General features: G+C 64.9%; 21 protein-coding genes. 12 read left to right on the forward strand and 9 right to left on the reverse strand.

Annotated elements, in window-relative coordinates; translation table 11 throughout:
* Positions 1-9: 9 nt before the first annotated feature.
* The 5 genes from AC1PQG_RS08795 to xseA form a co-directional block, all read right to left on the reverse strand.
* Entirely contained in the window at positions 10-1,203 is a 1,194-nt protein-coding gene (locus tag AC1PQG_RS08795) for a cytochrome-c peroxidase (protein ID WP_481122203.1), read from the reverse strand.
* Positions 1,204-1,450: 247 nt separating this feature from the next.
* Positions 1,451-2,101 carry a DUF4136 domain-containing protein gene (locus AC1PQG_RS08800; protein WP_481122204.1) on the reverse strand — a complete coding sequence of 217 codons (651 nt, stop codon included), beginning with the start codon at positions 2,099-2,101 and terminating at the stop codon, positions 1,451-1,453.
* Positions 2,102-2,160: 59 nt separating this feature from the next.
* Positions 2,161-5,295 carry an error-prone DNA polymerase gene (locus AC1PQG_RS08805; protein ID WP_481122205.1) on the reverse strand — a complete coding sequence of 1,045 codons (3,135 nt, stop codon included), beginning with the start codon at positions 5,293-5,295 and terminating at the stop codon, positions 2,161-2,163.
* A 165-nt stretch (positions 5,296-5,460) separates the two neighbouring features.
* Positions 5,461-6,048 (reverse strand): superoxide dismutase, encoded by a 588-nt coding sequence (locus tag AC1PQG_RS08810; RefSeq protein WP_481122206.1) that lies wholly within the window; start codon positions 6,046-6,048, stop codon positions 5,461-5,463.
* 119 nt (positions 6,049-6,167) lie between these two features.
* Complete coding sequence (gene xseA, locus AC1PQG_RS08815; RefSeq protein WP_481122207.1) at positions 6,168-7,526, reverse strand: exodeoxyribonuclease VII large subunit; 1,359 nt, start codon at positions 7,524-7,526, stop codon at positions 6,168-6,170.
* A 298-nt stretch (positions 7,527-7,824) separates the two neighbouring features.
* Here xseA and AC1PQG_RS08820 point away from each other — a divergent pair, with 298 nt between their 5' ends.
* The 7 genes from AC1PQG_RS08820 (at position 7,825) to AC1PQG_RS08850 (ending at position 12,873) form a co-directional block, all read left to right on the forward strand.
* Positions 7,825-8,430: a MotA/TolQ/ExbB proton channel family protein gene (locus AC1PQG_RS08820; RefSeq protein WP_481114721.1), complete on the forward strand. Its 606-nt coding sequence runs from the start codon at positions 7,825-7,827 to the stop codon at positions 8,428-8,430.
* A 10-nt stretch (positions 8,431-8,440) separates the two neighbouring features.
* Positions 8,441-8,863 (forward strand): ExbD/TolR family protein, encoded by a 423-nt coding sequence (locus AC1PQG_RS08825; RefSeq protein WP_481122208.1) that lies wholly within the window; start codon positions 8,441-8,443, stop codon positions 8,861-8,863.
* 14 nt (positions 8,864-8,877) lie between these two features.
* On the forward strand, positions 8,878-9,888 hold the full coding sequence (gene lpxK, locus AC1PQG_RS08830; protein WP_481122209.1) for a tetraacyldisaccharide 4'-kinase: 1,011 nt from the start codon (positions 8,878-8,880) through the stop codon (positions 9,886-9,888).
* Entirely contained in the window at positions 9,869-10,057 is a 189-nt protein-coding gene (locus AC1PQG_RS08835) for a Trm112 family protein (protein WP_079434920.1), read from the forward strand. The genes lpxK and AC1PQG_RS08835 overlap by 20 nt, the downstream gene beginning before the upstream one ends.
* A gap of 1 nt (position 10,058) precedes the next feature.
* Positions 10,059-10,832: a 3-deoxy-manno-octulosonate cytidylyltransferase gene (gene kdsB, locus AC1PQG_RS08840; protein WP_481122210.1), complete on the forward strand. Its 774-nt coding sequence runs from the start codon at positions 10,059-10,061 to the stop codon at positions 10,830-10,832.
* 47 nt (positions 10,833-10,879) lie between these two features.
* Positions 10,880-11,533: an adenylate kinase gene (gene adk, locus AC1PQG_RS08845; RefSeq protein WP_374483284.1), complete on the forward strand. Its 654-nt coding sequence runs from the start codon at positions 10,880-10,882 to the stop codon at positions 11,531-11,533.
* Between the two features lie 83 nt (positions 11,534-11,616).
* Positions 11,617-12,873 carry a 6-phosphofructokinase gene (locus AC1PQG_RS08850; RefSeq protein WP_481122211.1) on the forward strand — a complete coding sequence of 419 codons (1,257 nt, stop codon included), beginning with the start codon at positions 11,617-11,619 and terminating at the stop codon, positions 12,871-12,873.
* Between the two features lie 47 nt (positions 12,874-12,920).
* Here the strand turns inward: AC1PQG_RS08850 and AC1PQG_RS08855 are convergent, their stop codons facing one another.
* Complete coding sequence (locus AC1PQG_RS08855; protein ID WP_481122212.1) at positions 12,921-13,550, reverse strand: YbhB/YbcL family Raf kinase inhibitor-like protein; 630 nt, start codon at positions 13,548-13,550, stop codon at positions 12,921-12,923.
* 49 nt (positions 13,551-13,599) lie between these two features.
* Positions 13,600-15,138, reverse strand: a complete 1,539-nt coding sequence (gene murJ / locus AC1PQG_RS08860) for a murein biosynthesis integral membrane protein MurJ (RefSeq protein ID WP_481122213.1) — start codon at positions 15,136-15,138, stop codon at positions 13,600-13,602.
* A gap of 169 nt (positions 15,139-15,307) precedes the next feature.
* Between murJ and AC1PQG_RS08865 the strand changes: the two genes are divergently transcribed.
* Together AC1PQG_RS08865 and tilS are read left to right on the forward strand one after the other, a co-directional pair.
* A complete protein-coding gene (locus tag AC1PQG_RS08865) occupies positions 15,308-16,276 on the forward strand; it encodes an acetyl-CoA carboxylase carboxyltransferase subunit alpha (RefSeq protein ID WP_481114713.1) in 969 nt (322 codons plus the stop codon).
* 67 nt (positions 16,277-16,343) lie between these two features.
* The gene (gene tilS, locus AC1PQG_RS08870; protein ID WP_481122214.1) at positions 16,344-17,597 is read left to right on the forward strand and encodes a tRNA lysidine(34) synthetase TilS; all 1,254 of its coding nucleotides are present in this window, start codon (positions 16,344-16,346) and stop codon (positions 17,595-17,597) included.
* Here tilS and AC1PQG_RS08875 read toward each other — a convergent pair.
* Complete coding sequence (locus AC1PQG_RS08875) at positions 17,583-18,218, reverse strand: response regulator transcription factor (protein ID WP_481122215.1); 636 nt, start codon at positions 18,216-18,218, stop codon at positions 17,583-17,585. The genes tilS and AC1PQG_RS08875 overlap by 15 nt on opposite strands.
* Positions 18,215-20,191, reverse strand: a complete 1,977-nt coding sequence (locus AC1PQG_RS08880; protein WP_481122216.1) for a sensor histidine kinase — start codon at positions 20,189-20,191, stop codon at positions 18,215-18,217. The genes AC1PQG_RS08875 and AC1PQG_RS08880 overlap by 4 nt, the downstream gene beginning before the upstream one ends.
* Positions 20,192-20,368: 177 nt before the next feature.
* On the opposite strand from AC1PQG_RS08880, the gene AC1PQG_RS08885 reads away from it, so the two are divergent.
* The 3 genes from AC1PQG_RS08885 to ccoS all read left to right on the forward strand — a co-directional run bounded on the left by AC1PQG_RS08885 (position 20,369) and on the right by ccoS (position 24,158).
* The gene (locus AC1PQG_RS08885; protein WP_481122217.1) at positions 20,369-21,373 is read left to right on the forward strand and encodes a TRAP transporter substrate-binding protein; all 1,005 of its coding nucleotides are present in this window, start codon (positions 20,369-20,371) and stop codon (positions 21,371-21,373) included.
* A gap of 138 nt (positions 21,374-21,511) precedes the next feature.
* Positions 21,512-23,953, forward strand: a complete 2,442-nt coding sequence (locus AC1PQG_RS08890; RefSeq protein ID WP_481122988.1) for a heavy metal translocating P-type ATPase — start codon at positions 21,512-21,514, stop codon at positions 23,951-23,953.
* A gap of 13 nt (positions 23,954-23,966) precedes the next feature.
* Positions 23,967-24,158, forward strand: coding sequence for a cbb3-type cytochrome oxidase assembly protein CcoS (gene ccoS / locus AC1PQG_RS08895; RefSeq protein WP_481122218.1), 192 nt, complete (start codon positions 23,967-23,969; stop codon positions 24,156-24,158).
* Positions 24,159-24,352 lie beyond the last annotated feature (194 nt).

Consider the following 24,352-nt stretch of genomic DNA (forward strand, 5'->3'; position numbering starts at 1 on the left):
GGTATTGGTTCAGGGGGCGTAGCCGTCGGTCAGGGTGTTCAGGAAGGTCACCAAGTCGGCGATCTCGCTCTCCGTGAGGGCGGGGGAGTCGCCGGGCTTCCGGTTGTACGGCACCTCAAGGGTATTCACGTTCTTGCGGTAGGCGACGGGCAGGTCGTTGAACTTCTGCACCGTGCCGCTGGCGTCCGTGGGGTACCACTCTTCGGGGTTGGTGTCGCGACGAACGTAGAAGCGGACTGCGTCGGTGAGGGTCTTGATGGCGCCGTTGTGGAAGTAGGGGCCGGTCTTGGCGATGTTGCGCAGGGTCGGCACGCGGAAGGCGCCGCACAGGTCGGTGCGGGCGGACAGATCGGTGCGTACCGGGCCGCATAGGCCGAGGTCGTAGTAGCTGGCATCGGCGTTGGCCGTGATGTCCATGTTGCGTGGCACACCGAGCGTGTCGTAGGTGAAGTCGGTGAACAACGGAGGATGACCGTCCGCCGCGGTGCCCACGTGGCAGGCGGTGCAGTTGCCCTTGTTCGGGTCGTTGAACAGGGCCCAGCCGCGCATCTCCGCGTCGGTGAGCTGGGCCTTGCCGGCGAGCCAGAGGTCGAACTTGCTGCTGAATGGTGCGAAATCGGTGTCTTCCAGTTGGTACTGCTGGAGCGCGTACTGCAGGCGGGCGAAGGCGTCGGCGGGGCGACTGAATATGTCACTGCCGAAGACCTTCATGAATTCCGCTGCATTGGCTGAACGCTTGAGCTTGGCCACGACGTCGTCGGCGCTGGTGTTGGCCATCTCGTTCGGATTGAGGAGGGGGCCTGAAGCCTGGTCGCCGAGCGTGTTGGCGCGGCCATCCCAAGTGAAGCCGCCAGTGGGCGTGCCGTCTTTGGCGAAGTAGAAAGCCGTGTTGAATTTGAGATACTTGAGCGACGGAGCCTGACGTCCGGCCTCATGGCCGGCATCCGCACCGGCGGGCACCGAGCGGCTGTCGGCGGCGGCGTAGTGGTTGGCCTTGACGTGGCAGGTGGCGCAGGACATGGCGCCGGTGCTCGACAGGATCGGGTCATTGAACAGCTTTTCGCCGAGTTGGGCGGCTGCGGACAGGTTGCTCGCCGCAGTGTCTGTGCCGCTTCCCCCGCTGCCTCCTCCTCCGCCTCCACCACAGGCCGCAAGCAGCAGGGTCATGGACAGGGATAGGGTAATCCGGGCGAGGCGGTGCATCGAAGGGCTCCAGTCAGTCGGCGTCGGCAGTGACCTGGGCGGCCTGATGGCCGGGCAGGCTGTGTCCTCTTCGCTGGCTGGCTGGGCGGGTCCAATCGCTTGGCTGGCTTGCGTTTGCGAATGTAAAACAGGATTCATTCGCAAATGAGAATTAATCCTATGTTAAAGCTGGAACCCGAAATGGTCAATGCCCCTGACCTGAATAGGGGTGTTTTGTGCTGCTCGGGGAGAAAAAAGTGGATCGCTCTCAGTCTGGTGGTAGCAGTCTTTCGTCCCTGAGGCGCTTGCCGAGCAGGTCGATCAGCTCATCCACGAGGCGGATGGACGATTCCGGATTGATGGATTCTGTGACCGCGGACCACACCGGCTTGGCGTCCGCTAGGCGGTACAGCAGGGTCTCGACGACGACGCGGGTGGTGTCGACGGTGTAGCCGGGAGTGTCGTAGGTGTAAGGGTAGTAGGTGAAGAAGGGGTTGTAGTAGGGCCGATAGTAAGGCCCCATCCGCCAGAAGAAGGGGTCGGGCCCGAATTGGGTCTGGGGGGGAACGACGGTCTGTGTCTTGTCCACGGACACCAGGCGGGCGACGAGGGCACTGTCGAATCCGCCTTCGATCAGGCGCCGGCGGACGCTGTCGGTTTCTGGCCGGGGTTCGAGACCGAGCAGGTGTCCGGCGGTGGCCTGTACGCTCTTGGGCATGCGCTGGACGATCCGGTTCTCGGCCATCTTACGCAGGTTTTCGTCGTCCTTCACTGAGACGAAGACGGCAATCCTGTGGGGCACGATGGCGGGCGCGCTGGTATCCCGCCAGCTGGACTTGATGGTGCTGGTCGCGCAGCCCGTTAGGAGGAGCGTGAAGGATACGAGAAATGTCACTACGGACAGGGGGCTGAAACGCATGGGCACTCCGGGCGAGTTGGAATCTTCGTGTGAGTGAGACCGCGGAAAGGCGGCGGGATTCAATGAAAGTCCCGGCTCTTGGGGGCCAGTTGGCCAAGCAGCGCGGAGCGGTCTACGACCCGTTTGGCGTGCAGGTGCACCACCTTGTCCTGGCGGACGATCTGTCCATAGACGCCAAGCAGGCTGGTGCCCAGCAGGATTCGTCTTTCGGCCTCCAGGAGTTCGGGCCGGACGATGACGTTGATCCAGCCGGTTTCGTCTTCGATGGTGACGAACATCGTGCCCTTGGCCGTGCCCGGACGCTGGCGACAGGTGACGATGCCGGCGGCCCGGGCCAGCTTGCGGTCCGGGCAGTTGGAAATCTCTGCTGCGGTCAGGAAGCGCTCGGCCCGTAAGCGAGAACGTAGGAAGAGCAGTGGATGCCGGCCCAGGCTGAAACCCAGGCGCGCGTAGTCGGCGATCAGATCCTGGGTTTCGCTGGGGGAGGGCAGGGCGAGGCTGTCGTCGGCCAGCGGCGCCTGGTGGAGCAGGCCGGGAGCCGCCTGGGCGCCACTGGCGGCCCACCAGGCCTGGCGCCGGTGGCCGGCCAGGCTGGCGAGGGCGCCGGAGGACGCCAGTGCGCGGAGCTCTCCGGGATCGAGTCCAGCACGGCGCGTGAGGTCGTCCACCGACAGAAAGGCGCCGTCCCGCCTGGTGGCGACGATGCGCTCTGCGGCGGCGGCATTGAAGCCCTTGACGAGGCGCAGACCGAGGCGGGCGGCGGGGATGTCCGGGGCGCTGCTGGAGGCTTCCTGCGTGCATTCCCATTCGCTGGTGCTGACATCGACCGGGCGGACTTCGACCCCGTGACGCCGGGCATCCTGGATCAGCTGGGATGGCCCGTAGAAGCCCATCGGCTGGCTGTTGAGAAGACCGCACAGGAAGGCCGCCGGCTCGAAACGCTTGAGCCAGGCGGAGACATAGACCAGCAGTGCGAAGCTGGCGGCGTGGGATTCTGGGAAGCCGTAGCTGCCGAAGCCTTGGATCTGTCGGCATAGCGCCTCGGCGAATTCCAGGGGGTACTCGCGATCGAGCATGCCGGCTGTCAGGCGCTGCTGGTAGTGCTGCAGGTCGCCCTGGCGGCCCCAGGCGCCCATGGAACGGCGCAGTTGGTCGGCGTCGCCGGGGCTGAAGCCGGCGGCGACCATCGCCAGCTGCATGACCTGTTCCTGGAAGATCGGCACGCCGTAGGTACGAGACAGAACCGGCTTGATCTCCGGGCGGGGATACTCTATGGGCTCCTGGCGGGCGATTTTTTCCCGCGCCTGCAGGTAGGGATGGACCATGCCGCCCTGGATCGGCCCGGGCCGGACGATGGCCACCTCGACGACCAGGTCGTAGTAGGTGCGGGGCCTCAGGCGCGGCAGCATGCTCATCTGGGCCCGGGACTCCACCTGGAAGACGCCCATGGCGTCGGCTTCGCACAGCATGTCGTAGACGGGCGCCTGCTCCCGCGGGATGTCGGCTACCGTGAAGGGCTGGCCACGCCAGCGTGAGATGAGGTCCAGGCTGCGGCGGATCGCCGACAGCATACCGAGGGCCAGCACGTCCACCTTCAGCAGCCCGAGGGTTTCCAGGTCGTCCTTGTCCCACTGGATGACGGTGCGCTCGGCCATGGCGGCGTTTTCCACCGGGACTAGTTCAGCCAGCGGGCCGCGGGAAATCACGAAGCCGCCCACGTGCTGGGACAGGTGGCGGGGGAAGCCGACCAGCGTGTTGGCGAGTTCGAGCAGCAACTGCGTGCGCGGCGCGTCCGGATCGAGGCCGGCTTCGCGCAGGCGTTCCGGTGCCACCCGGCTGCCGTCCCACCAGGCCAGGCGGCGGCTGAGCTGTTCCAGTTGGCCGAGGTCGAAGCCGAGGGCTCGGCCGACGTCGCGCAGGGCGCTGCGGGGACGGTAGCGGATCACCGTGGCGGCCAGGGCGGCCCGGTCCCGACCGTACTTGTTGTAGATGTACTGGATGATCTCTTCACGCCGGTCGTGCTCGAAGTCCACGTCGATGTCGGGTGGCTCCTGGCGCTCTTTGGACACGAAGCGCTCGAAGAGCAGATGCCCTTCCTCCGGCTTGACCTCGGTGATGCCCAGCGCGTAGCACACCACCGAGTTGGCCGCCGAGCCGCGGCCCTGGCACAGAATGGTCTTGCTGCGGGCGAAGCGGACGATGTCCTCGACGGTGAGGAAGAAGGCCTCGTACCCGAGTTCGATGATCAGCGCGAGCTCCTTGTCAGCTTGGGCGCGGATGTCGGCCGGAACCCGATCCCGCTCATGCGCGGCTGGCGGGTAGCGGCGCCGCAGGCCGGCGTCCACCAGCGCACGCAGATGGGATCCCGCCGTGGCGTCGGGGGGCACGATTTCCTCCGGGTATTCATAGCCCAGTTCGCCGAGCGGGCTGTGGCAGCGGGCGGCGATCACCAATGTTTCGGCCAGCCACTCCGGCGGGTGGCGGCGGGCCAGGCGTTGTCGGCTCTGCAGGTGGAGTTCGGCGTTGGCGCCTAGTCGGTAGCCGGCCTCGTCGAGGCTGCAATGATGGCGCAGGGCGCTCAGCACATCGGCTACGGGCTGGCGCGACGGGTGGTGCATCAACGGTGCGCAGGTGCTGGCGATAGGGATGTTGGCGGTATGCGCTGCTTCGGCGATCCACGCTTGCCGGCTGCGGTCGTCGGCGCCCATCGGGAGGAGGGCGGCGATCCAGGCACTGCCAGGGAAGAGAGAGGCCAGCCAGCGGGCGTCATCCATGAGCGTGATGGAGGTGGTGTCCGGCGGAATCAGCAGGGCCAGGCAGTGGTCGAGACCGCCGTTCAGATCGTGCCGGTGCAAGTGGTACTGGCCCTTCTCCGTCGCCAGCCGGCCCTGGCTGATGAGGCGGCACAGCTGGCCGTAACCTTCCCGGTTCTCGGCCAGCAATACGAGCTGCGGGCCGTCCTCGAGCTGGATGCGGGTGCCGACGATCAGCTGCAGCCGTTTCTTGTGCGTCTGCCAGGCCGCGTAAGCTCGCACGACGCCGGCCATGGAGCATTCGTCGGCCAGCGCCAGTGCGGTATAGCCGAGGGCCACAGCCTGCTCGACGAGCTCCTCCGGATGCGAAGCGCCGGTCTGGAAACTGAAGTTGGAGCGGGCACAGAGTTCGGCAAAAGCGGGAGGATCCTGTTGGGGCATGAGTTGACTGTATATAAATACAGATAGCTCAACAAGCCATGTTTCCGTGCTTCAAGACGTGCTCAAAAAGAACAGCCCCGACACGGCGTGAACCGATGTCGGGGCTGTTTCGGGAGCAGCGACCGTGAGGCCGCCGGGCTCCCGGTGGCTGCAGCCGCTTCGCGATCAGGCGAAGTTGGCGGCAGCGAAGTCCCAGTTGGCCAGGCTGTTCAGGAAGGTTTCCACGAACTTGGGACGGGCGTTGCGGTAGTCGATGTAGTAGGCGTGTTCCCACACGTCGATGGTCAGCAGGGGCTTGCCTTCGCCGCTCTTCAGCGGGTTGCCGGCAGCACCGGTGTTGACGATGTCGACGGAGCCGTCGGCCTTCTTGACCAGCCAGGTCCAGCCGGAACCGAAGTTGCCGACGGCGGAAGCCTGGAAGGCCTTCTTGAACTCGTCGAAGGAGCCCCACTTGGCGTTGATGGCGTCAGCCAGCGCGCCGGCGGGAGCGCCGCCGCCGTTCGGCTTGAGGGAGCTCCAGAAGAAGGTGTGGTTCCAGACTTGGGCGGCGTTGTTGTAGACGCCACCGGCCGGGGCCTTCAGGAAGGTCTCTTCGACGGACAGGTTTTCGTACTCGGTGCCCGGGATGAGGTTGTTCAGGTTGGTCACATAGGCTTGGTGGTGCTTGCCGTAGTGGTATTCGAAGGTTTCTTCGGAAATGTGGGGCACCAGGGCGTTCTTGGCGTAGGGCAGTTCGGGCAGGGTATGAGCCATTTGTTTCTCCGGGGTATAGGAAATTGTCCGACTATTCTAGTCGGGATTGGATTCTCTGCACAATCGGCCTCGGCGTACCTCATCCGGTCGCCGGTTCCACCCGCTATTTTGCACCGCAACTAGCCGGAATGCTTGTCTACCTTTGCATCTACGACGCCGTCGTGGAATTCGACGTGGATGAGATCTCCCGGAACGAGCCCGTTGGCGGAGCGGATGATCTGACCCGAGGCATCCCGTGTGATGCTGTAGCCGCGGGACAGGACGCCGCGAGGATCGAGGTGGGTCAGGTGCTGGCCCAGGGTGTTGAGTTGCGTCCGGCGATCGGCGAGCAGCTTGTGCATGGCCCGCTGCAGCCCTTGCTCCAGCATGTTCAGCTTTTGTTGCCGGCTGGTCAGATCGGGTCTGCGGGCGGCCAGGCGTAGTTCCAGTGTGGTGACCCGTGTCCGCTGGGCAGCAATCCGCTGGGTGATGCGGGCCTGCAGGCGTTGCTGCAGATTTTCCAGTTGCAGCCGGCTGGCGTGCAGCCGCTGGCGGGGGTGGATCAGGCGCGCGGCGGCCCGGTCGACGCGCTGGGCCGCGTTCTCTATGCGCCGCTCCATGGCCCGCTTGAGACGGCGCGCCAGTTGTTCCAGTCCCTCCTGTGCTTCCACGTAGCCGGCGCTGACCAGTTCGGCCGCCGCGGTCGGTGTGGCGGCGCGCAGGTCGGCGGCGAAGTCGGCGATGCTCACGTCGGTCTCGTGACCGACGCCGACCACCACCGGCAACGGGCAGGCGCGAATGGCGCGGGCGACGCTCTCGTCGTTGAAGGCGGCGAGGTCTTCCAGGCTGCCGCCGCCACGCACCAGCAGCAGCACGTCGTTGCCGTCCTGCTGGGCGCGGAGGCCCGCCTGGCGGATCGCGGCGGCGATCTGCGCAGGTGCGTCGGCGCCCTGGACCAGGCTCGGATACAGACTCAGCGGAACATGCGGTGCCCGCCGTGCCAACGCGGCCGTGACGTCGCGCCAGGCGGCGGCCTGGGGGGAGGTGACGACGGCGATGCCCCGCGGAAAGCGTGGTAGCGATCGCTTGCAGGCCGGATCGAACAGGCCTTCCGCCTCGAGGCGCGCCTTCAGACGCAGGAAGGCCTCGTAGAGATTCCCCACGCCGGCTTGGCGAATGGATTCGATATTCAGCTGGTAATCCCCGCGGGCTTCGAACAGCGTTACCAGCGCGCGCACTTCGACGCGCATGCCGTGTTCCAGGCGGAAGCCGAGCAGCTGGGCGCGGTTGCGCCACATGGTGCAACGCACCTGCGCCTGGTCGTCCTTGAGCGTGAAGTACACATGCCCGGAGGCGGCGCGGGTGAGGGTCGAAACCTCACCGGCGACCCACAGCAAGGGGAAGCTGCCTTCCAGCGCTTCGCGGGCCGCGCGGTTGAGCCAGGATACGGAAACGACTTCGCCGGAGTTGACTTTGGTGCTGCTTTGCGGGGTGTTCATGGGGGCGAATTCTAACGGAATCCACATCCCGCCCATGGCAGGGTAAAAAAATCCAGTTCAGACCCTTGACTTGCCGATAAACTTGTAAGTGATTGATTTATAATATATGTGTATGTCGCCTCATTTTTGACCCGACCACTAAAAGTCCTTACAAACTACGGGTTTAGCGCCCGCCCTTGGCATCAATCCACAAAGTTATCCACAGATTTTGTGGATTGTCTGACACGCTCCATGTGTTGCTCTGCAACCTTGGGCAGGTTAGAGTCATGGGCTTCGTCCGATTCTCAGGAGCGTTCGCGTGTTCGCCATTCTTCAAGCTGCCGGCTGGCCGATCTGGCCCTTGTTGTTTGCTTCGATCGTGGCCGTGGCCTTGATCATCGAGCGGCTCATCACGCTGCGTCGCAGCAAGATCCTGCCCGACGGTTTGGTAGACAAAGTGGTCGCCGAGATGCGCCAGAGCGGCGTGACGCCGGAGATGCTGAACCGCGTGGCGCTCAGCTCTCCCCTGGGGCGTGTTCTGGCCGCAGGTCTGCGCAACGTGCGCAGCCCGCGTGATGTGATGAAGGAGTCCATTGAGGAAACCGGTCGCGCGGTAACCCACGACCTGGAGCGTTTCCTGACCACCCTCGGCACCATCGCATCGATCAGTCCGCTGATGGGCCTGTTTGGCACAGTCGTCGGCATGATCGAGATCTTCGGTTCCCAGGCTCCTGGTGGTTCCAACCCCCAGCAGCTGGCCCACGGTATCTCCATCGCCCTCTACAACACCGGCTTCGGCCTGGTAATCGCCATCCCCAGCATGATTTTCTGGCGCCATTTCCGCGCCACTGTCGATGGCCTGGTGATCGAGATGGAGCAGCAGGCGATCCGTCTCGTCGAACTGATCCACGGCGAACGCCGCTGAGGCACCGGCCATGAACTTCAGTCGTGGCCGCTCCCGCGAGGAGCCGGAAATCAATCTGATTCCGATGATCGACGTACTGCTGGTGATCATCATCTTCCTGATGCTCACCACGACCTATTCGCGCTTCGCCGGGCTGGAGATCAACCTGCCCACTGCGGACGCCCAGGTCAGCGATGACAAGCCGGTCGAGATCAACGTGGCCGTCACTGCCGGTGGCGAGGTGGTCATCAACAAGCGCCCGGTCAGCGGCACCGATGTGGCGGCCATTGCCGCCGCACTGCGTGCAGTCGCGCCGGTCAACGCCAAGGATCCGGTGGTCATCATCAACGCGGATGCGAAGGCGGTTCACCAACGCGTCATCGATGTGATGCAGGCGGCGCAGCAGGCCGGGCTGATTCACATTTCCTTCGCCACTCAGGCTACCCAGCGCTGAGTCTGCAGTAATCCATGCCTCGTAGCGCCCCCGGATTCTGGCAGAGCCGAGGGGCGCTCGCCTGGAGCCTCTTTCCTCTTTCCCTGTTGTTTGCATTGCTGGCCGGCCTGCGTCGCCGGCTCTTTGCGTTGGGTGTCCTGAAGCCCGTCTGTTTGCCGGTGCGGGTTGTCGTCGTCGGCAATGTCGCGGTGGGGGGGAGTGGCAAGACGCCCGTCGTGCTGTGGTTGGTTGAGCTCTTGCGCAGCCGGGGTTTCACGCCGGGCATCGTCAGCCGTGGTTACGGCGGGGCGGTCGAAGGCGTGGCCGCGGTGCCTATCGATGGCGATCCGGCCCGTTTCGGTGATGAGCCGGTGATGATGGCGTCCCGCTCGGGGTGCCCGGTCTTTGTCGGGCGCGACCGTCCGGCGGCGGGGCTGGCCTTGCTGGAAGCTCATCCGGACGTGGATGTGCTGATCGCCGACGATGGTCTGCAGCATTACCGGCTGGCACGCGATCTGGAAGTGGTGGTGGTGGACGAAGCGACCCTCGGCAACTGCCTGCGCCTGCCGGCGGGGCCGCTGCGGGAAGGGCTGGGCCGCGTCCGCGAAGCAGGGCTGGTGCTGGCCCACGGTGCTCTGTCGGAGCGCCTGTCCGCAAAGATTCGTCCGGTGCCGGTGTTCCAGTTCGGGCTGGCCGGTTCGCTGTTCGAGCGGCTCGAGCGGCGCGAAGAGCGTTGCGATGTGGTGGCTTTCCGTGGCCGCCGGATCCATGCGATGGCCGGCATCGGACGGCCGGAGCGCTTCTTCAGCCAGCTCGAAGGGTTGGGTTTGAGCATCCTGCGGCGCCCATTTCCCGATCATCACGCGTTCACTGCGACCGATCTGGAAATTTCCGATGGCGATGTGCTTCTGATGACCGAGAAGGATGCGGTAAAATGCGCGCCTTTCGCCCCGGCCGACAGCTGGGTGTGGCCGGTCCGTGCGCAGGTTGCGCCTGGGGCGGCGGAACTGATTGTGGAGAAGCTCGATGGACCCCCGACTGCTTGAAATCCTGGTGTGCCCGATTACCAAGGGCCCGCTCGACTTCCACAAGGACAAGCAGGAGCTGTGGAGCGTCAGCGCCCGCCTGGCTTACCCGATTCGCGACGGCATCCCGGTGATGCTGGAGGAAGAAGCCCGGTCGCTGACCGACGAAGAAATCGCCCAGTCCCGCTGACATGGGTTTCCGTATTGTCATTCCGGCCCGCTACGCGAGTAGTCGGCTGCCTGGCAAGCCGCTGCTCGACATCGCCGGCAAGCCGATGGTCCTGCGTGTCCTCGATCGCGCGCTGGAAGCCGGCGCCGACGAGGTGTGGGTGGCTACCGATCATGAAGGCATCGCCGCGGTGGTCGAGCAGGCCGGCGGCAAGGTCGTCATCACCGATGCCGGGCATCCGTCGGGCACCGATCGCCTGGCCGAAGTGGCTACGCAACTGGGCTGGGGCGACGACGACATCGTCGTCAATGTGCAGGGTGACGAGCCGCTGATCCCGGCGGGGTTGATCGGCCGCGCGGCCGAGTGCCTGGCCGGCGACGCCGAGGCCTCCATCGCCACCGCCTGCCATCCGCTGGGGTCGGCGGAAGAATTCTTCAATCCGAACGTGGTGAAGGTCGTGCTCGATGCCCGGAGCCGAGCACTCTATTTCTCGCGGGCACCGATCCCCTGGGCGCGGGACGCCTTTGCGGCCGAGCGCAGCGTGCTGCCCGTCGGTCTGCCGGCTTATCGCCACATCGGTCTGTATGCCTATCGGGCCGGCTTCTTGAAGCGTTATTCCACGCTGGCGCCATCTCCGCTGGAGCAATGGGAAGCCCTCGAACAGCTGCGGGCAATGGCCCACGGTTTCCCCATCCGGGTCATGGTGCTGGACCAGGCTCCGCCCGCCGGAGTGGATACCGCCGAAGATCTTGAACGTGTCCGCCAGGCGTTTGACCTTGCGGAAGTTTCGCGATAGTTTCGCAATCCCATGTCGTATCGACAATAACCAGAGGAGGGAAAGACATGCGTTTGATTCTGTTGGGACCGCCGGGCGCCGGCAAGGGCACCCAAGCCAATTACATCAAGGAAAAGTTCGGCATTCCCCAGATTTCCACCGGCGACATGCTGCGTGCGGCCGTCAAGGCCGGCACCCCGTTGGGCATCGAGGCCAAGAAGGTCATGGATGCCGGCGGCCTCGTGTCCGACGACATCATCATCGGTCTGGTGAAGGACCGTCTGAAGGAAGCCGATTGCCAGTCCGGCTACATGTTCGACGGCTTCCCCCGCACCATTCCGCAGGCCGAAGCCATGAAGGCTGCCGGCGTGCCCATCGATTTCGTGCTCGAGATCGACGTGCCCGATGAAGAGATCATCGGCCGCATGTCCGGTCGCCGCGTGCACGTGGCTTCTGGCCGCACCTATCACGTCAAGTTCAACCCGCCCAAGGTGGAAGGCAAGGACGACGAGACCGGTGAGCCGCTGATCCAGCGCGATGACGACAAGGAAGAAACCGTCAAGAAGCGTCTCGACGTGTACCACGCCCAGACCAAGCCGCTGGTCGCCTATTATTCCGATTGGGCGGCCAAGGGTGACGCGAATGCGCCCCAGTACCGCAAGATCGGCGGCCTCGGCAAGGTCGAGGAAATCCGTGAACGTGCCTTCGAAGCGCTGAAGTAAGCGCCCAGTTCGCACTCGCAAAGGGCCGGCTTCAAGCCGGCCTTTGTTTTTTCAGTGGTGCAGTCTGCGGCAAGAGGATCCGGATGGCGAAGAATCTGCTTTATGCGCAGTCGGGCGGCGTGACTGCGGTCATCAATGCGTCGGCTGCTGGCGTGATTGCCACTGCGCGCCAGGCCGGCGATGCAGTCGGGCGTATATTGGCCGCCCGCAACGGCATCCTGGGGGTGTTGCGGGAAACCTTGCTGGATACCGCGGCCTTGTCGGATGCCGACCTGGCCCGTCTGCGTGCGACGCCTGGCGGCGCCTTCGGGTCATGTCGCTTCGACCTGGATGTGCTGGAGCGTAATCCGGCCCAGTACGACCGCCTGTTCGATGTGCTGGCGGCCCATGATGTCGCCGGCTTTCTCTACAACGGCGGCAACGGTTCGATGGAGACCTGCCGGCAGATCCAGGCTGCGGCAGACCTGCGGGGCTATCCCCTGACCGTGGTTGGAGTACCGAAGACCGTCGATAACGACATCGTCCTGACGGACTGCTGCCCGGGTTACGGCTCGGCGGCCAAGTACCTGGCGACTTCGATCCGGGAGGTCGGCCTAGATCTGGCGGCGATGACGACTGGCGGCGGGCGCGCCTTCGTGCTGGAGGTCATGGGGCGCAACGCCGGCTGGCTGGCCGCGGCCTGCGCGCTGGCGGCGGAGGAGGAGGACGCCGCACCGCATCTGATCCTGCTGCCCGAAGTGCCTTTCGATGAGGCTGCCTTCCTGGCCCGTGTGAAGGAGATCGTCGAGCGCATCGGCGCCTGCGCGATCGTCGTGGCGGAAGGCATCCGCGGGCCGGATGGGCAGATCCTGGCCATGCACGACCGCAACCAGAAGGGCTATGTCCAACTGGGCGGGGCGGGGGAGGTGGTGGCCGAGCGCATCCACGCCTGCCTTGGTTACAAGGTGCACTATGCGCTGGCCGATTATCTGCAGCGTTCGGCCCGGCACTTGGCATCGCGCACGGATACGGCCCAGGCTTTTGCCGTCGGCAAGGCGGCGGTGCGGCGGGTGCTGGCCGGCGAGCGGGGTGTCGTCGGCATCGAGCGGGTGTCGGACCAGCCCTATCGCTGGCGGACCAACCTGCAGCCCTTCGAGCGGGTGGCCAATCTGGAGCGTACGCTACCGCCGGAGTTCATCGCCGCGGATGCTTTCGGTGTGACCGAGGCATTTAAAACCTGGTGCCGCCCCCTGATTGCCGGCGAGGACTGGCCGCCGTTCAGGAACGGCTTGCCCGATTACCTGCATTTGCACCTGAATCTGCCGCTGATGGCGACACGCCTGCCTTCTTACGAGGTTTGATCCGGCTCGGTGTGGCGACCTCCTCGCGGGAGGCCGGACGCGCCGCGTCAGGCCGGGACGGCCGGGTTGAGGCTGTAGGTGCCGGTCAGGCTGGCCTGGGCGAGGATGTGCCCGGCGATGGCGTCACGCACCTGCTGTCCGCTGAAGATGCCTTCGATCGGCAGGCGCGGAATGTCCAGTGCGTACACAGTGAAGACGTAGTGGTGGCGGATGGAGTCGTTCCACGGCGGACAGGGGCCGTCGTAGCCGAAGTAATTGCCCTTCATCTGCTCGTCGCCGGCGAACCAGCCGGTGTAATCGTTCACGCCGTGGCGGCTGCCGTCAGGCAGGTCCGGGCCGGGTTTGCCGTTGGGCGTGACCGCGCTGGAGTGTGCGCCCTCGGCAATGTGGGTGACGGAAGCCGGCAGGTCGATCAGCGTCCAGTGGAAGAAGTCCACGCGGGGCAGGTCGGCTGGCACGAAGCGCCCTTCCTGATTCACGTCGTCGCCGCGGCTCGGTACGTCCGGATCGTGGCAGATCAGCACGAAGGAGCGCGTGCCGGCAGGCGTATCGCTCCAGGCCAGTTGCGGATTGCGGTTGGAGCTGAGGTTCACATGTCCTTCCGCAGCAGGCACGCAGAAGGCGAACTGGCCGGGAATCACGCTGCCGTCGGCAAAGCTGTCACTGTGCAATTTCATCTTCGTTCGTCTCCCAGGATGGTTTGCGCGATTGTAGCCAGGATCGCCGTCAGGTCGTACCGCGCCGACGGAAATCGGTGAGCCGGAAGCCGAGCGCGAACAGGACGGCGAAATACACGGCGATGCCGCCGCAGATCAGTGCCGACAGGCGGATGACCCGTTCCAGGCTGCTGGCGTGAAGCCACAGGCTGTCCGGACCGGCAGTGAAATAGAGACCGCTGGCGAGGGCCAGCAGTGCGACGGCCAGCTTGCTGCCGAAGGCACCCCAGCCCGGTTGGGGGTTGTAGACGCCCCGGGCGCGCAGCCCGCGGTAGAGCAGGGTGGCATTGAAGCACGAGGCCAGACCGATGGACAGGGCCAGGCCGGCGTGCTGGAACGGGCCGATGAAGATCAGGTTCATCAACTGGGTGATGATCAGCGACATGATGCCGATGCGCACCGGCGTGCGGACGTCCTGACGGGAATAGAAGGCCGGGGCGAGCACCTTGACGAGGATCAGCCCGGTCAGCCCGAGGCTGTAGGCGACCAGTGCGGTCCGCGTCTGCAGGACGTCGTTGGCGCCGAAGGCTCCGTGGTGGAACAGGGTGCTGATCAGCGGTATGGCCAGCAGTGCGAGGCCGACCGAGGCCGGGAGCGTCAGCAGCAGGGTCAGGCGCAGGCCCCAGTCCAGCAGCGCGGAGAACTCGGCTGGCTTTTCGTCGGCGTGCATTTTCGACAGGCTGGGCAGCAGGATGGTGCCCAGCGCCACGCCGAGCATGCCGGAAGGGAATTCCATCAGGCGGTCCGCGTAGTACAGCCAGGACACGCTGCCGCTCGGCAGGAAGGAGGCGAAGACCGTGTTGATCAGCAGCGAGATCTGGCTGACCGACACGCCAAGGATTGCCGGTGCCATCAGCTTGAGGATGCGCCGCACGCCGGGGTCGGAAAAATCCAGCGAGAAGCGCGGCAGCATGCCGATCTTGGCCAGCGGGCGCAGTTGCAATACGACCTGGGCGAGCCCACCGATGAAGACGGCCCAGCCGAGCACCAGGATCGGCGGGTGGAAGTAGGGGGCGGCAAACAGCGCCATGAAGATGAAGGACAGGTTCAGCAGCACCGGCGTGAAGGCCGGGATCGCGAAGCGGCTCCAGGTGTTCAGTACGCCGCCGGCTAGGGCCACCAGTGACATGAAGAAGATATAGGGGAAGGTGATGCGGGTGAGCTGGACGGTCAGCTCGAACTTCTCCACGTTGTCGGAGAAGCCGGGGGCGGTGGCGTAAATGATGGCCGGCGAGGCCAGCGCGCCGAGGATCGAGACGATCAGCACGACGAGGCCCAGCGCGCTGGCCACGTGGTTGATCAGGCGGTGGGTTTCGTCAGGGCCGCGCTTGTTCTTGTATTCCGCCAGGATGGGCACGAAGGCTTGGGAGAAGGCGCCCTCCGCGAACATGCGGCGCAGCAGGTTGGGCAGGCGAAAGGCGACGACGAAGGCATCCATCTCGATGCCGGCGCCAAAGGCGCGGGCCTGCACGAAATCGCGCACGAAACCCAGGATCCGCGACAACAGGGTCATTCCGCTGACCGTGGCGAGGGCGCGGAGAAGGTTCATCGAAGCCATTTGGAATGATGGGGCGAGCCAAAAAGAGGGGCGATGTTAGCGGCTTATTGCGCTGTGCAGCAATGCGATTTTTGCAGTAAAAACAGGGCTGACCAGGGTGCGACGCCCGTCGCGGGAGTCGATAGGGTAAAATGGCAAAAATTTCTATGAGTTCGACCGGATGAAAACAACGTTCCTAGATTTTGAGCAGCCTATTGCGGAGCTTGAGGCGAAGATCGAAGAACTACGCTTTGTGCAGGACGATTCGGCGGTGGATATCTCCGAGGAGATCGCCCGGCTGGAGCAGAAAAACCACGGCCTGACCAAGGATATCTACGCCAAGCTGACGCCTTGGCAGAGCGCGCTGGTAGCGCGTCATCCCCAGCGTCCGTATACGTTTGACTACGTGCAGCACATCTTTACCGATTTTGAAGAACTGCACGGTGATCGCAGCTTTGCCGACGACAAGGCGATCGTTGGCGGCCTGGCCCGTTTCAACGGCCAGTCCTGCATGGTGATCGGCCATCAGAAGGGCCGCGATACCAAGGAAAAGCTGTTCCGCAACTTCGGTATGCCGCGCCCGGAGGGCTATCGCAAGGCGATGCGCTTGATGAAGCTGGCCGAGAAGTTCGGCTTGCCGGTGTTTACGTTTGTTGATACGCCGGGCGCCTATCCGGGTATCGATGCGGAAGAGCGCGGCCAGTCGGAGGCCATCGGCCACAACCTGCTGGTGATGGCGGAACTCAAGGTGCCGCTGATCTGCACGATCATCGGCGAAGGTGGCTCGGGCGGCGCGCTGGCCATTGCGGTTGGCGATCAGCTGCTGATGCTGCAGTACTCCACCTATTCAGTTATCTCGCCGGAAGGCTGCGCGTCCATCCTGTGGAAAAGCGCTGATCGCGCGCCGGATGCGGCCGAGACGATGGGTATCACCGCGTCGCGTCTCAAGTCCTTGGGGCTCATCGACAAGGTGGTGAACGAGCCGGTGGGCGGCGCCCATCGCGACCATCGGGCAATGGCGCAGAACCTCAAGCGGGCGCTGCAGGACGCGCTGCGCCAGGTGTCCGAGCTGTCGCCGTCGGAGCTGCTCGAGCGCCGTTTCGAGCGCCTGATGAGTTACGGCAAGTTCAAGGAAATTGCCGTCGACTGAGCTTGCTGCCCGGGTTGCCGCGAGCTGGCGGCAACTTTCCCTCGCACCCGGCCCGGTCCGGGTTGGGTTGAGCGGCGGCCTCGATTCTTCCGTGTTGACGCATGTGTTGGCCGGTTTGCAGGGCGAGCTCAGGATCGAGGTGAGCGTCATGCATGTCCGCCACGGCCTGGTGGCGGGCTCCGAAGTTTGGAGCGACACCTGCGTCGAGCTGTGTGCGGCACTCGCCGTGCCGCTGGCGGTTCGTGAAGTCCAGGTGGATCGGGCGCATTCGGGCGGGCTGGAAGCGGCTGCGCGGGAAGTGCGTCGGGCCGCGCTTCTGGATGGTCTGGGGGGCGGCGTGCTGGCCCTGGCCCACCATCGGGACGATCAGGCCGAGACCATTCTTTTCCGCGCGCTGCGCGGTAGCGGCGTCAAGGGCCTGGCCGGCATGCGCGATTTTGTCCATGTTGGCGCGGGTGGCCGGATCTGGCGCCCGCTGCTGGACGTTCCACGTTCCGTGCTGCATGCGTATGCTGAGCGGCATGGCCTGCACTGGGTGGATGACCCCAGCAACGCCGATACGGCGTTCTCCCGCAATTTCCTGCGCAACAAAATCCTGCCGCAGCTGGATGGACGTTTTACCGGTGCGTCGGCCAATCTGGCCCGCCTGGGGCGGCTGGCCGGTGAGGCGGAAGGGCTGCTGGAAGAACTGGCAGACAGCGACGTCGAGAAGCTGCGCATCCCGGGATGCATGCAGATGCTGCATGCCCCTGCGCTTGATTTGTCCTCAGCCCGTTTGCGCAATCTGCTGCGGCGCCTGCTGGCGCAGGTGGGGGCGGCGATGCCAGATGAGGCGCGGTTGCGGGAGGCTGAGCGGCAGTTCCGGGAGGATTCCGTCGCGTCCGGTTCGAGAATCCTGTTGGGCGATGTCGCGCTGTGCATCTATCGGGAGCGCTGGTGGCTGGAGGCGGCGACCGTGCCCGTAGAAGTGGTCGACTTCCGCCCGTGGCGTGGTGAAGCCGCCTTGCCATGGGCTGGCGGTGTGCTGGATTTCAGCGCCGTGTCCGGGCGGGGGCTGGCGGCTGATCTGCTCGCGGCGGGGTCATGCCGGGTCGGGCGCAGGAGGACGAGCGCGCGCATGCGTCTGAACGCGGGCAGGCCTTCCCGCAGTCTGAAAAACCTGTGGCAGGAAGCGGGCATTCCCCCTTGGCTGCGGGATACGGTTCCGATGCTATGGGTGGATGAGCGCCTGGCGTGGATCGCCGGGGTCGGCGTGGCTGCCGAATTCGCCTGTCTGCCGGGGGCAGAGGGTATCCTGCCGCGCTGGTCAGTGTTCCCCTGAGTCGCTACCGGACCCTTTGTCACGGCTCGGTGCGAGCAGTTGGGCCAGCTCGACAGCAGAGCGGACGCCCATCTTTTCGAAGACCCGCGCCCGGTGAACTTCCACGGTACGCATCGAGATGCTCAGCTCGTCGGCGATGACCTTGTTGAATTTGCCGGCCAGTACGAGATTCATGACTTCCTGCTCCCGCGGTGTGAGCAGGGCCAGATGATTGGCGACCGATGCTTGGCTGGCCTGGCTGGCCTGGCGCTTGGCGTCCTTGGCCAGCGCGCGGATGACCACGTCCACCAGTGCGTTGTCCTCGAACGGCTTTTCGAGGAAGTCGAAGGCGCCTTTCTTCAGCGCGCTGACCGCCATCGGCACGTCGCCATGGCCAGTGAGGAAGATGACGGGGAGGGTGTTACCTTGCTCCTGCAGCACGTCGAAGCATTCCAGGCCGCTCATTTCCCGCATGCGGATGTCGAGCACGATACAGCCGCGCCACTCCGGCTGCCAGGCAGCCAGGAATTCCTCGGCGGAGCTCCATTCGGCGCTGGCCACTTCACGGGTCCGGAACAGCCAGGTGAGGGCGTCGCGGATGGCTTCGTCGTCGTCGACAATATGGGCGAGGGGCGTGCTCATGACGGGATCGGCAGGGAGAAGTGGAAAATCGTACCACCGCCCGGGTTGTTCTCGAAGTTCAGGCGGCCCCGGTGGAGTTCGGCGATCGAACGGCAGATGTTGAGCCCGATACCCATGCCTTCGGCCTTGGTTGTGAAGAACGGCGCGAACAGCTTTTCGGCGACCTCGGGCGGGATGCCCGCGCCGCGGTCGGCCACGTCGCAGAGCAGCGTACCGTTCTGACGCTGGGTCCGGATCAGCAGGCGGCGGGTTTCGCGTGGGTTGTCCTCCATTGCGTCCATGCCGTTGCGGATCAGGTTGACGGCGACCTGTTCGATCATCACCGGGTCCGCTTCGACGCAGGGCAGGTTGTCTTCCAGTTCCAGCTCGATGAGAACGCCGCGCCGGTCGGCGTCCGGCTCCACCAGTCCGACGGCTTCCCGCAGGATGGTGTTCACGTCCACCGGTTCGAACTTGGGCTCGCTGCGTCGCACGAAGGTATGCACCCGCCGGATGATCTGCCCGGCCCGCTGGGCCTGCTTGCCGATCTTTTCGAGGATGGTCGTCAGCTCTTTCTTCGGCAGGTCGCCGTTGCCGAGCATGTTCAGGCAACCCGTGTTGTAGCTGGAGATCGCAGCCAGCGGTTGGTTGAGTTCGTGGGCGAGGGTCGAAGCCATCTCGCCCATGGTGACGAGGCGGGCGGTGGCCTGCAGGCGCTCCTGCTGCTGGCGGGCGAGTTCCTGGGCGCGCTTCTGTTCGGTGACATCCACCACCGAGCCCATCCAGCCGATGTGCTTGCCGTTGGAGTCGATCAGCGGCGCTTCGATGAGCAGGGCGTCGAAGCGTTCGCCGTTGCGGCGCATCAGGCGGATCTCCATGCCCTGGGGCGGCGCATTGCCCCCCAGCACCAGTTCGTGCACGGCGCGGGTGCGCTCCAGCGCTTCCGGCGCCCAGTAGGGCATCGGCGGCATCAGGCCGACAAGCTCATCGGCGTTCCAGCCGACCATGCGGCAGAAGGCCGGATTCACGTAGGTGATCTTGCCGCTCAGGTCGCGGGCGCGCATGCCGGTGTTGAGGGAGTCTTCCATCGCCTTGCGGAAGGCGTGTTCGGCGCTGAGGGCCAGTTCCGCCTGCTGGCGGCGCTTCATGTGGCGGCGCAGTTGCCACAGGCTCCATACGATGGCGGCCCCAAGGACGCCGAGGGAGCCCATCAGCAGCAGCGGAATCCAGCGCACCTCGCTCTTGTAGGCGGTGACGTTGACCGTTAGACCGTGGCCGGGGGGCTCGAAGGGGATCTCGTAGTTGAGGCTGGACAGCGGGGAAACCTTGGATTTGGCGGCGATTTCGGTGCCGAGGTTGTTGCTGACGGATACCCGGTAGCGCTCGGAAAACCACCACGGAATCTGGTGGGCCAGCATGTTGTTTAGTGAATAAACGCCGACCACCGAGCCCAGGTAGCGGCCGCCGTCGAAGATCGGTACGTGGACCTCGAACTGGGTCTGATTGTCGAGAACGGCGTAGGCCTCGCTGTACACCGGCCGACCGAGGGAGCGGGCCAGGCGATAGGCGGACGACGACGGAAAGGTGCCCGATGCCTCACCAACCAGGTGGCTGTCGGTGTAGGGGGGCTCGGAACCTTTGACGCGCCCGCCGGCGTCGAGCCACAGTACCCGGATCAGGCCGCTTTCCGGGTCAAGGGCCTGCCGGATGCGCGCTTCAGCCGTGGAGTTCAGGCGGCCGCTGGCCAGCAGGGCAGGGCCGAGCTGGGTCAGCTGCGCGTCATTGCGCTCGAACTGGAAGGACAGGTTCTGCTCCATCCACAGCACGTCGTTGATCAGCGTGGCGCGCTGTTCTTCGGCGTCCTGGCGGTGGGTCAGCCACAGCAGCGTCGCCATCGTGGCGATGAACAGGGCCACGGCGGCGTAGGGCAGGCTCCAGTACCAGCTCGGTGGTGGAGAGGCTGAATTCGATGGGGGCAACGGGTTGAGAATCACGAATGGGAGGATTCCTGTTTATCGCCGGACTGGCATTTTTGAGCCATTCGATGTTTCCACACTGCGGATGACCACAATTGAGTCTGTTGGTGCCGTCTTCCACAGTGTGGCGTTGCAGTCTGCCGGAATTGCGGCTCATGTACCATGCCGCCTCGACTGCCGATGATGGAGATTGGAATGCGTTTGCGTAGCTTGCTGTTCGGCCTGTTCGCCATGGGGATGTGCGCGATGGCCGCCGCTCAGGCACCCATTGTGATCAAGTTCAGCCACGTGGTTGCAGCGGACACCCCAAAGGGCAAGGCCTCCGAGTATTTCAAAAAGCGCGCGGAGGAGCTGACCCGCGGCAAGGTCAAGGTGGAGGTCTATCCGAACAGCACGTTGTACAAGGACAAGGAAGAACTCGAAGCCCTGCAGCTGGGCGTCGTGCAGATGCTGGCGCCGTCCCTGGCCAAGTTCGGCCCGCTGGGCGTGAAGGAGTTCGAGGTCTTTGACCTGCCCTACATCTTCGACGACTACGCCGATCTGCATCGGGTGACGCAGGGGCCGGTAGGGGCCAGTATCCTGAAGAAGCTCGAATCGAAGGGTATCGTCGGCCTGGCTTACTGGGACAACGGCTTCAAGTCTTTCTCCGCGAACACGCCGATCCGTACGCCGGCCGACCTGCGTGGCAAGAAGCTGCGGATCCAGTCGTCGAAGGTGCTGGAGGAGGAGATCCGCGCCGTTGGTGGCCTGCCGCAGGTGATGGCTTTCTCGGAGGTGTATCAGGGGCTGAAGACCGGCGTCGTCAACGGTACCGAAAATCCGCATTCGAACACCTACACCCAGAAGATGCACGAGGTGCAGAAGTACCTGACGGTGACCAATCACGGCTATCTCGGTTACGCGGTCATCGCCAACAAGCGGTTCTGGGATGGTCTGCCCGCCGATGTGCGCGGCCAGCTCGAGCAGGCGATGCGGGAAGCGACGGTCTACGCCAACCGTATTGCCAAGGAAGAGAACGACAAGGCGCTGGAAGCGATCAAGAAGAGCGGTAAGGTGCAGGTGTATGTGCCCAACAAGGAAGAGCGCCTGGCCTTCAAGAAAGCCATGCTGCCGGTCCATCAGAAGATGGAGGCCCGCATTGGCAGCGACCTGATCCGCTCGATCTACCGGGAAACCGGTTTCGATCCGTCGCGGCTGTAGCCCGCCCGGCTGCCGTCCGGGAGGGGCGGTTCGCCGCGGGGGGCTGCTTTGTGTTAAAAGGCGTGTTTTCCCGGTGGCCACCGTCCGGTCGCCGGCGAGTCCTGTGCGAGGCCTTCGTTGTCGTCCCCTTCCCCTGTTCTGCCCGAGCATGATTGCTACCACTGCGGGCTCCCCATTCCCGCAGATGTAGATCTCCCCGTCGATATCGAGGGCGTCCAGCACCACATGTGCTGTACCGGTTGCCAGGCGGTGGCCGAGTCCATCGTCAGCAGCGGCCTCGTCGATTACTACAAGCGCCGCGATGCGATGCCCGAGCAGGCCCGCGAGGCGATGCCCGACGAGCTGAAGGACCTCGGGCTGTTCGACCATCCGGATTTCCAGCAGGGCTTCGTCAAGCCCATCGGCGAACACGAGCGCGAGGCGGCGCTGATCCTCGAGGGCATCACCTGCGCCGCGTGCATCTGGTTGAACGAGCAGCACGTGGCCCACCAGCCCGGCGTGACGGCGGTGGACATCAACTACGCGACGCGGCGTGCGCGCGTGCGCTGGGATGAGCGGCGCATCAAGCTGTCGGACATCCTGGCGGCCATCCACGCCATCGGCTACCGCGCCTATCCCTACGATGCAGCCCGCTCCGAGCAGATTTCCCAGCGGGAGCGGCGGTCCGCCCTGTGGCGCCTGTTCGTGGCCGGCTTCGGCATGATGCAGGTCATGATGTATGCCTTCCCGGTGTACATCGCCGAGGCGGGTGACATGACCGCCGACATCGAGCAGCTGATGCGCTGGGCGAGCCTGATCCTGACCGCACCCGTCGTGCTGTATTCCGCCGCGCCGTTCTTCAGTCACGCGATCCGCGACATACGCCTGCGCCGGCTGGGTATGGACGTACCCGTTGCGCTGGGGGTAGGGGCGGCCTTCCTGGCCAGTTGCTGGGCGACGCTGGCTGGTAAGGGGGAGGTGTATTTCGATTCGGTGACGATGTTCGTCTTCTTCCTGCTGTGCGGCCGCTACGTGGAGATGCTGGCGCGCCAGAAGGCCGTGCGCGGCGTAGAAGAGATGGGCAAGGCCTTGCCGGCTTTCGCCGAGCGTCTGCCGGCCTATCCGGCTCTGGATGGGGAGAAGGTCCCGGTGTCCCAGCTGCTGACGGGCGATGTGATCCGCGTCAAGCCGGGCGAGGCCGTGCCGGCGGACGGCGTCGTCGTCGAAGGGCAGAGCGAGGCCAATGAAGCGCTGCTGACCGGCGAGAGCCGGCCGGTGCCCAAGGCGCCGGGCACCGAGGTGACCGGAGGCAGCATCAATGTCACCAGTCCGCTGTGCGTGCGCGTCACCCGTACCGGCGAACACACCCGCCTGGCGGCGATCCGTCAGCTGATGGAACGGGCGTCGGCTGAGAAGCCGCGGGTGGTGCAGCAGGCCGACCAGGTGGCAGCCTGGTTCATCATCGTGCTGCTGGTCCTGGCAACGCTTACCGCGGCGGGCTGGTGGTGGTTCGATCCGGACCGGGCATTGTGGATCTTCGTGTCGGTGCTGGTCGTCAGCTGTCCGTGTGCGCTGTCCTTGGCGACGCCGGTGGCGCTCACCGTGGCGACCGACGCGCTGGCGCGTATGGGGGTGCTGGTGACGCGTGGGCACGCGGTCGAGGCGCTGGCCAAGGCTCAGCATTTCGTCTTCGACAAGACGGGCACCCTGACTTACGGGGCTATGCGGATCGAGCAGGTCCGTCTGCTCGGCGGGCTATCCGAAGAAGAAGCCCTGGCTGTGGCGTCGGGGCTGGAGCAGGGGGCGGAGCATGCCATCGCGACGGCCATCAGGCTGGCGGCTGCGACCGCTCCGGGTGCTCCTGTGGGAGCCATCAAGGCCACGACCGGGCAGGGCGTGGCCGGCGAGCTTGCCGGCGTGGTCCATCGGATCGGTCGTCCGGGTTTCGTGGCCGAACTGACGGGCACGCCGATTCCGGCGGCCTTGCTTGAGGACGAGCGTTCGGGCCGAACCGTCGTGGCCCTGGGCTCGTCGGCCGGCTGGATTGCGGGTTTTGCACTCAGCGATGGGCTGCGTGAGGATTGCCCTGCCACTTTCGAGGCCTTGCGCGGCAAGGGGATCGACCTGTCGATCTTCAGCGGGGACACGCCGGCTACCGTTGCCGAACTCGGTACGCGCCTGGGGGTTTCCCGCGCGGTGGGCGGCATGACGCCGGAGGACAAGCATGCCGAACTGACCCGGCTGCAGCACGGCGGTACGGTGGTGGCGATGGTTGGCGACGGCGTGAACGACGCGCCGGTGCTGGCCCAGGCTCAGGTGTCGATCGCCATGGGTGGCGGCACGGACCTGGCCCGCAACCAGGCGGACATCGTGCTGCTCGGCGCGCGCCTGGGGGCGCTGGCGGACGGCGTCGGGCTCTCACGGCGGGCGCTGCATATCATCCGGCAGAACCTGTGGTGGTCCTTCGCCTACAATTTCACTGCGGTGCCACTGGCCATGTCCGGCCTTGTGACGCCCTGGATGGCTGGCATCGGCATGTCTGCCAGTTCCCTGTTCGTCGTCTTGAATGCCCTTCGCCTTCAACGGCGAAAGGCCAACTGAAAGCCCTTGTGCCATGGAAAGCCTGTACCTGCTGATTCCGATGTCCGTGCTGCTCGTCTTCCTGATCGGGGTGATCTTCTGGTGGTCCGTTCGCAGCGGACAGTTCGACGATCTCGAGGGGCCGGGCTACCGGGTTGTCAGTGACGACGATACGCCGCAGCCGGCGTCGCGCGGACCTGCGGATAAGAACAAGGAGGAGGCATGATTCTGCGGTTCCAGTCACCCCTCCATGTGAAGGGTTTTTGACGCAGGTCAAGACTGCCTTCGCGGAGTTCTTTCATACTTCGTCCCAAGTTCAAGGCGCAAACAACAAGCAATACTTGGCGCCTCCTGGATCATGGTCCAGGCTAAAGTCTCTCTGTTGGGGTTGGGGGTGCGCGATGCGCACCCTTTTTTTTC

It is taken from the genome of Zoogloea sp. GDB6, assembly GCF_056724105.1.

Bases quoted from the DNA above. Each gene is read 5' to 3' on its own strand.
- AC1PQG_RS08795 (WP_481122203.1), bottom strand. From the start codon at position 1,203: ATGCACCGCCTCGCCCGGATTACCCTATCCCTGTCCATGACCCTGCTG.
- AC1PQG_RS08800 (WP_481122204.1), bottom strand. From the start codon at position 2,101: ATGCGTTTCAGCCCCCTGTCCGTAGTGACATTTCTCGTATCCTTCACG.
- AC1PQG_RS08805 (WP_481122205.1), bottom strand. From the start codon at position 5,295: ATGCCCCAACAGGATCCTCCCGCTTTTGCCGAACTCTGTGCCCGCTCC.
- AC1PQG_RS08810 (WP_481122206.1), bottom strand. From the start codon at position 6,048: ATGGCTCATACCCTGCCCGAACTGCCCTACGCCAAGAACGCCCTGGTG.
- xseA (WP_481122207.1), bottom strand. From the start codon at position 7,526: ATGAACACCCCGCAAAGCAGCACCAAAGTCAACTCCGGCGAAGTCGTT.
- AC1PQG_RS08825 (WP_481122208.1), top strand. From the start codon at position 8,441: ATGAACTTCAGTCGTGGCCGCTCCCGCGAGGAGCCGGAAATCAATCTG.
- lpxK (WP_481122209.1), top strand. From the start codon at position 8,878: ATGCCTCGTAGCGCCCCCGGATTCTGGCAGAGCCGAGGGGCGCTCGCC.
- AC1PQG_RS08835 (WP_079434920.1), top strand. From the start codon at position 9,869: ATGGACCCCCGACTGCTTGAAATCCTGGTGTGCCCGATTACCAAGGGC.
- kdsB (WP_481122210.1), top strand. From the start codon at position 10,059: ATGGGTTTCCGTATTGTCATTCCGGCCCGCTACGCGAGTAGTCGGCTG.
- adk (WP_374483284.1), top strand. From the start codon at position 10,880: ATGCGTTTGATTCTGTTGGGACCGCCGGGCGCCGGCAAGGGCACCCAA.
- AC1PQG_RS08850 (WP_481122211.1), top strand. From the start codon at position 11,617: ATGGCGAAGAATCTGCTTTATGCGCAGTCGGGCGGCGTGACTGCGGTC.
- AC1PQG_RS08855 (WP_481122212.1), bottom strand. From the start codon at position 13,550: ATGAAATTGCACAGTGACAGCTTTGCCGACGGCAGCGTGATTCCCGGC.
- murJ (WP_481122213.1), bottom strand. From the start codon at position 15,138: ATGAACCTTCTCCGCGCCCTCGCCACGGTCAGCGGAATGACCCTGTTG.
- AC1PQG_RS08865 (WP_481114713.1), top strand. From the start codon at position 15,308: ATGAAAACAACGTTCCTAGATTTTGAGCAGCCTATTGCGGAGCTTGAG.
- AC1PQG_RS08875 (WP_481122215.1), bottom strand. From the start codon at position 18,218: ATGAGCACGCCCCTCGCCCATATTGTCGACGACGACGAAGCCATCCGC.
- AC1PQG_RS08885 (WP_481122217.1), top strand. From the start codon at position 20,369: ATGCGTTTGCGTAGCTTGCTGTTCGGCCTGTTCGCCATGGGGATGTGC.
- ccoS (WP_481122218.1), top strand. From the start codon at position 23,967: ATGGAAAGCCTGTACCTGCTGATTCCGATGTCCGTGCTGCTCGTCTTC.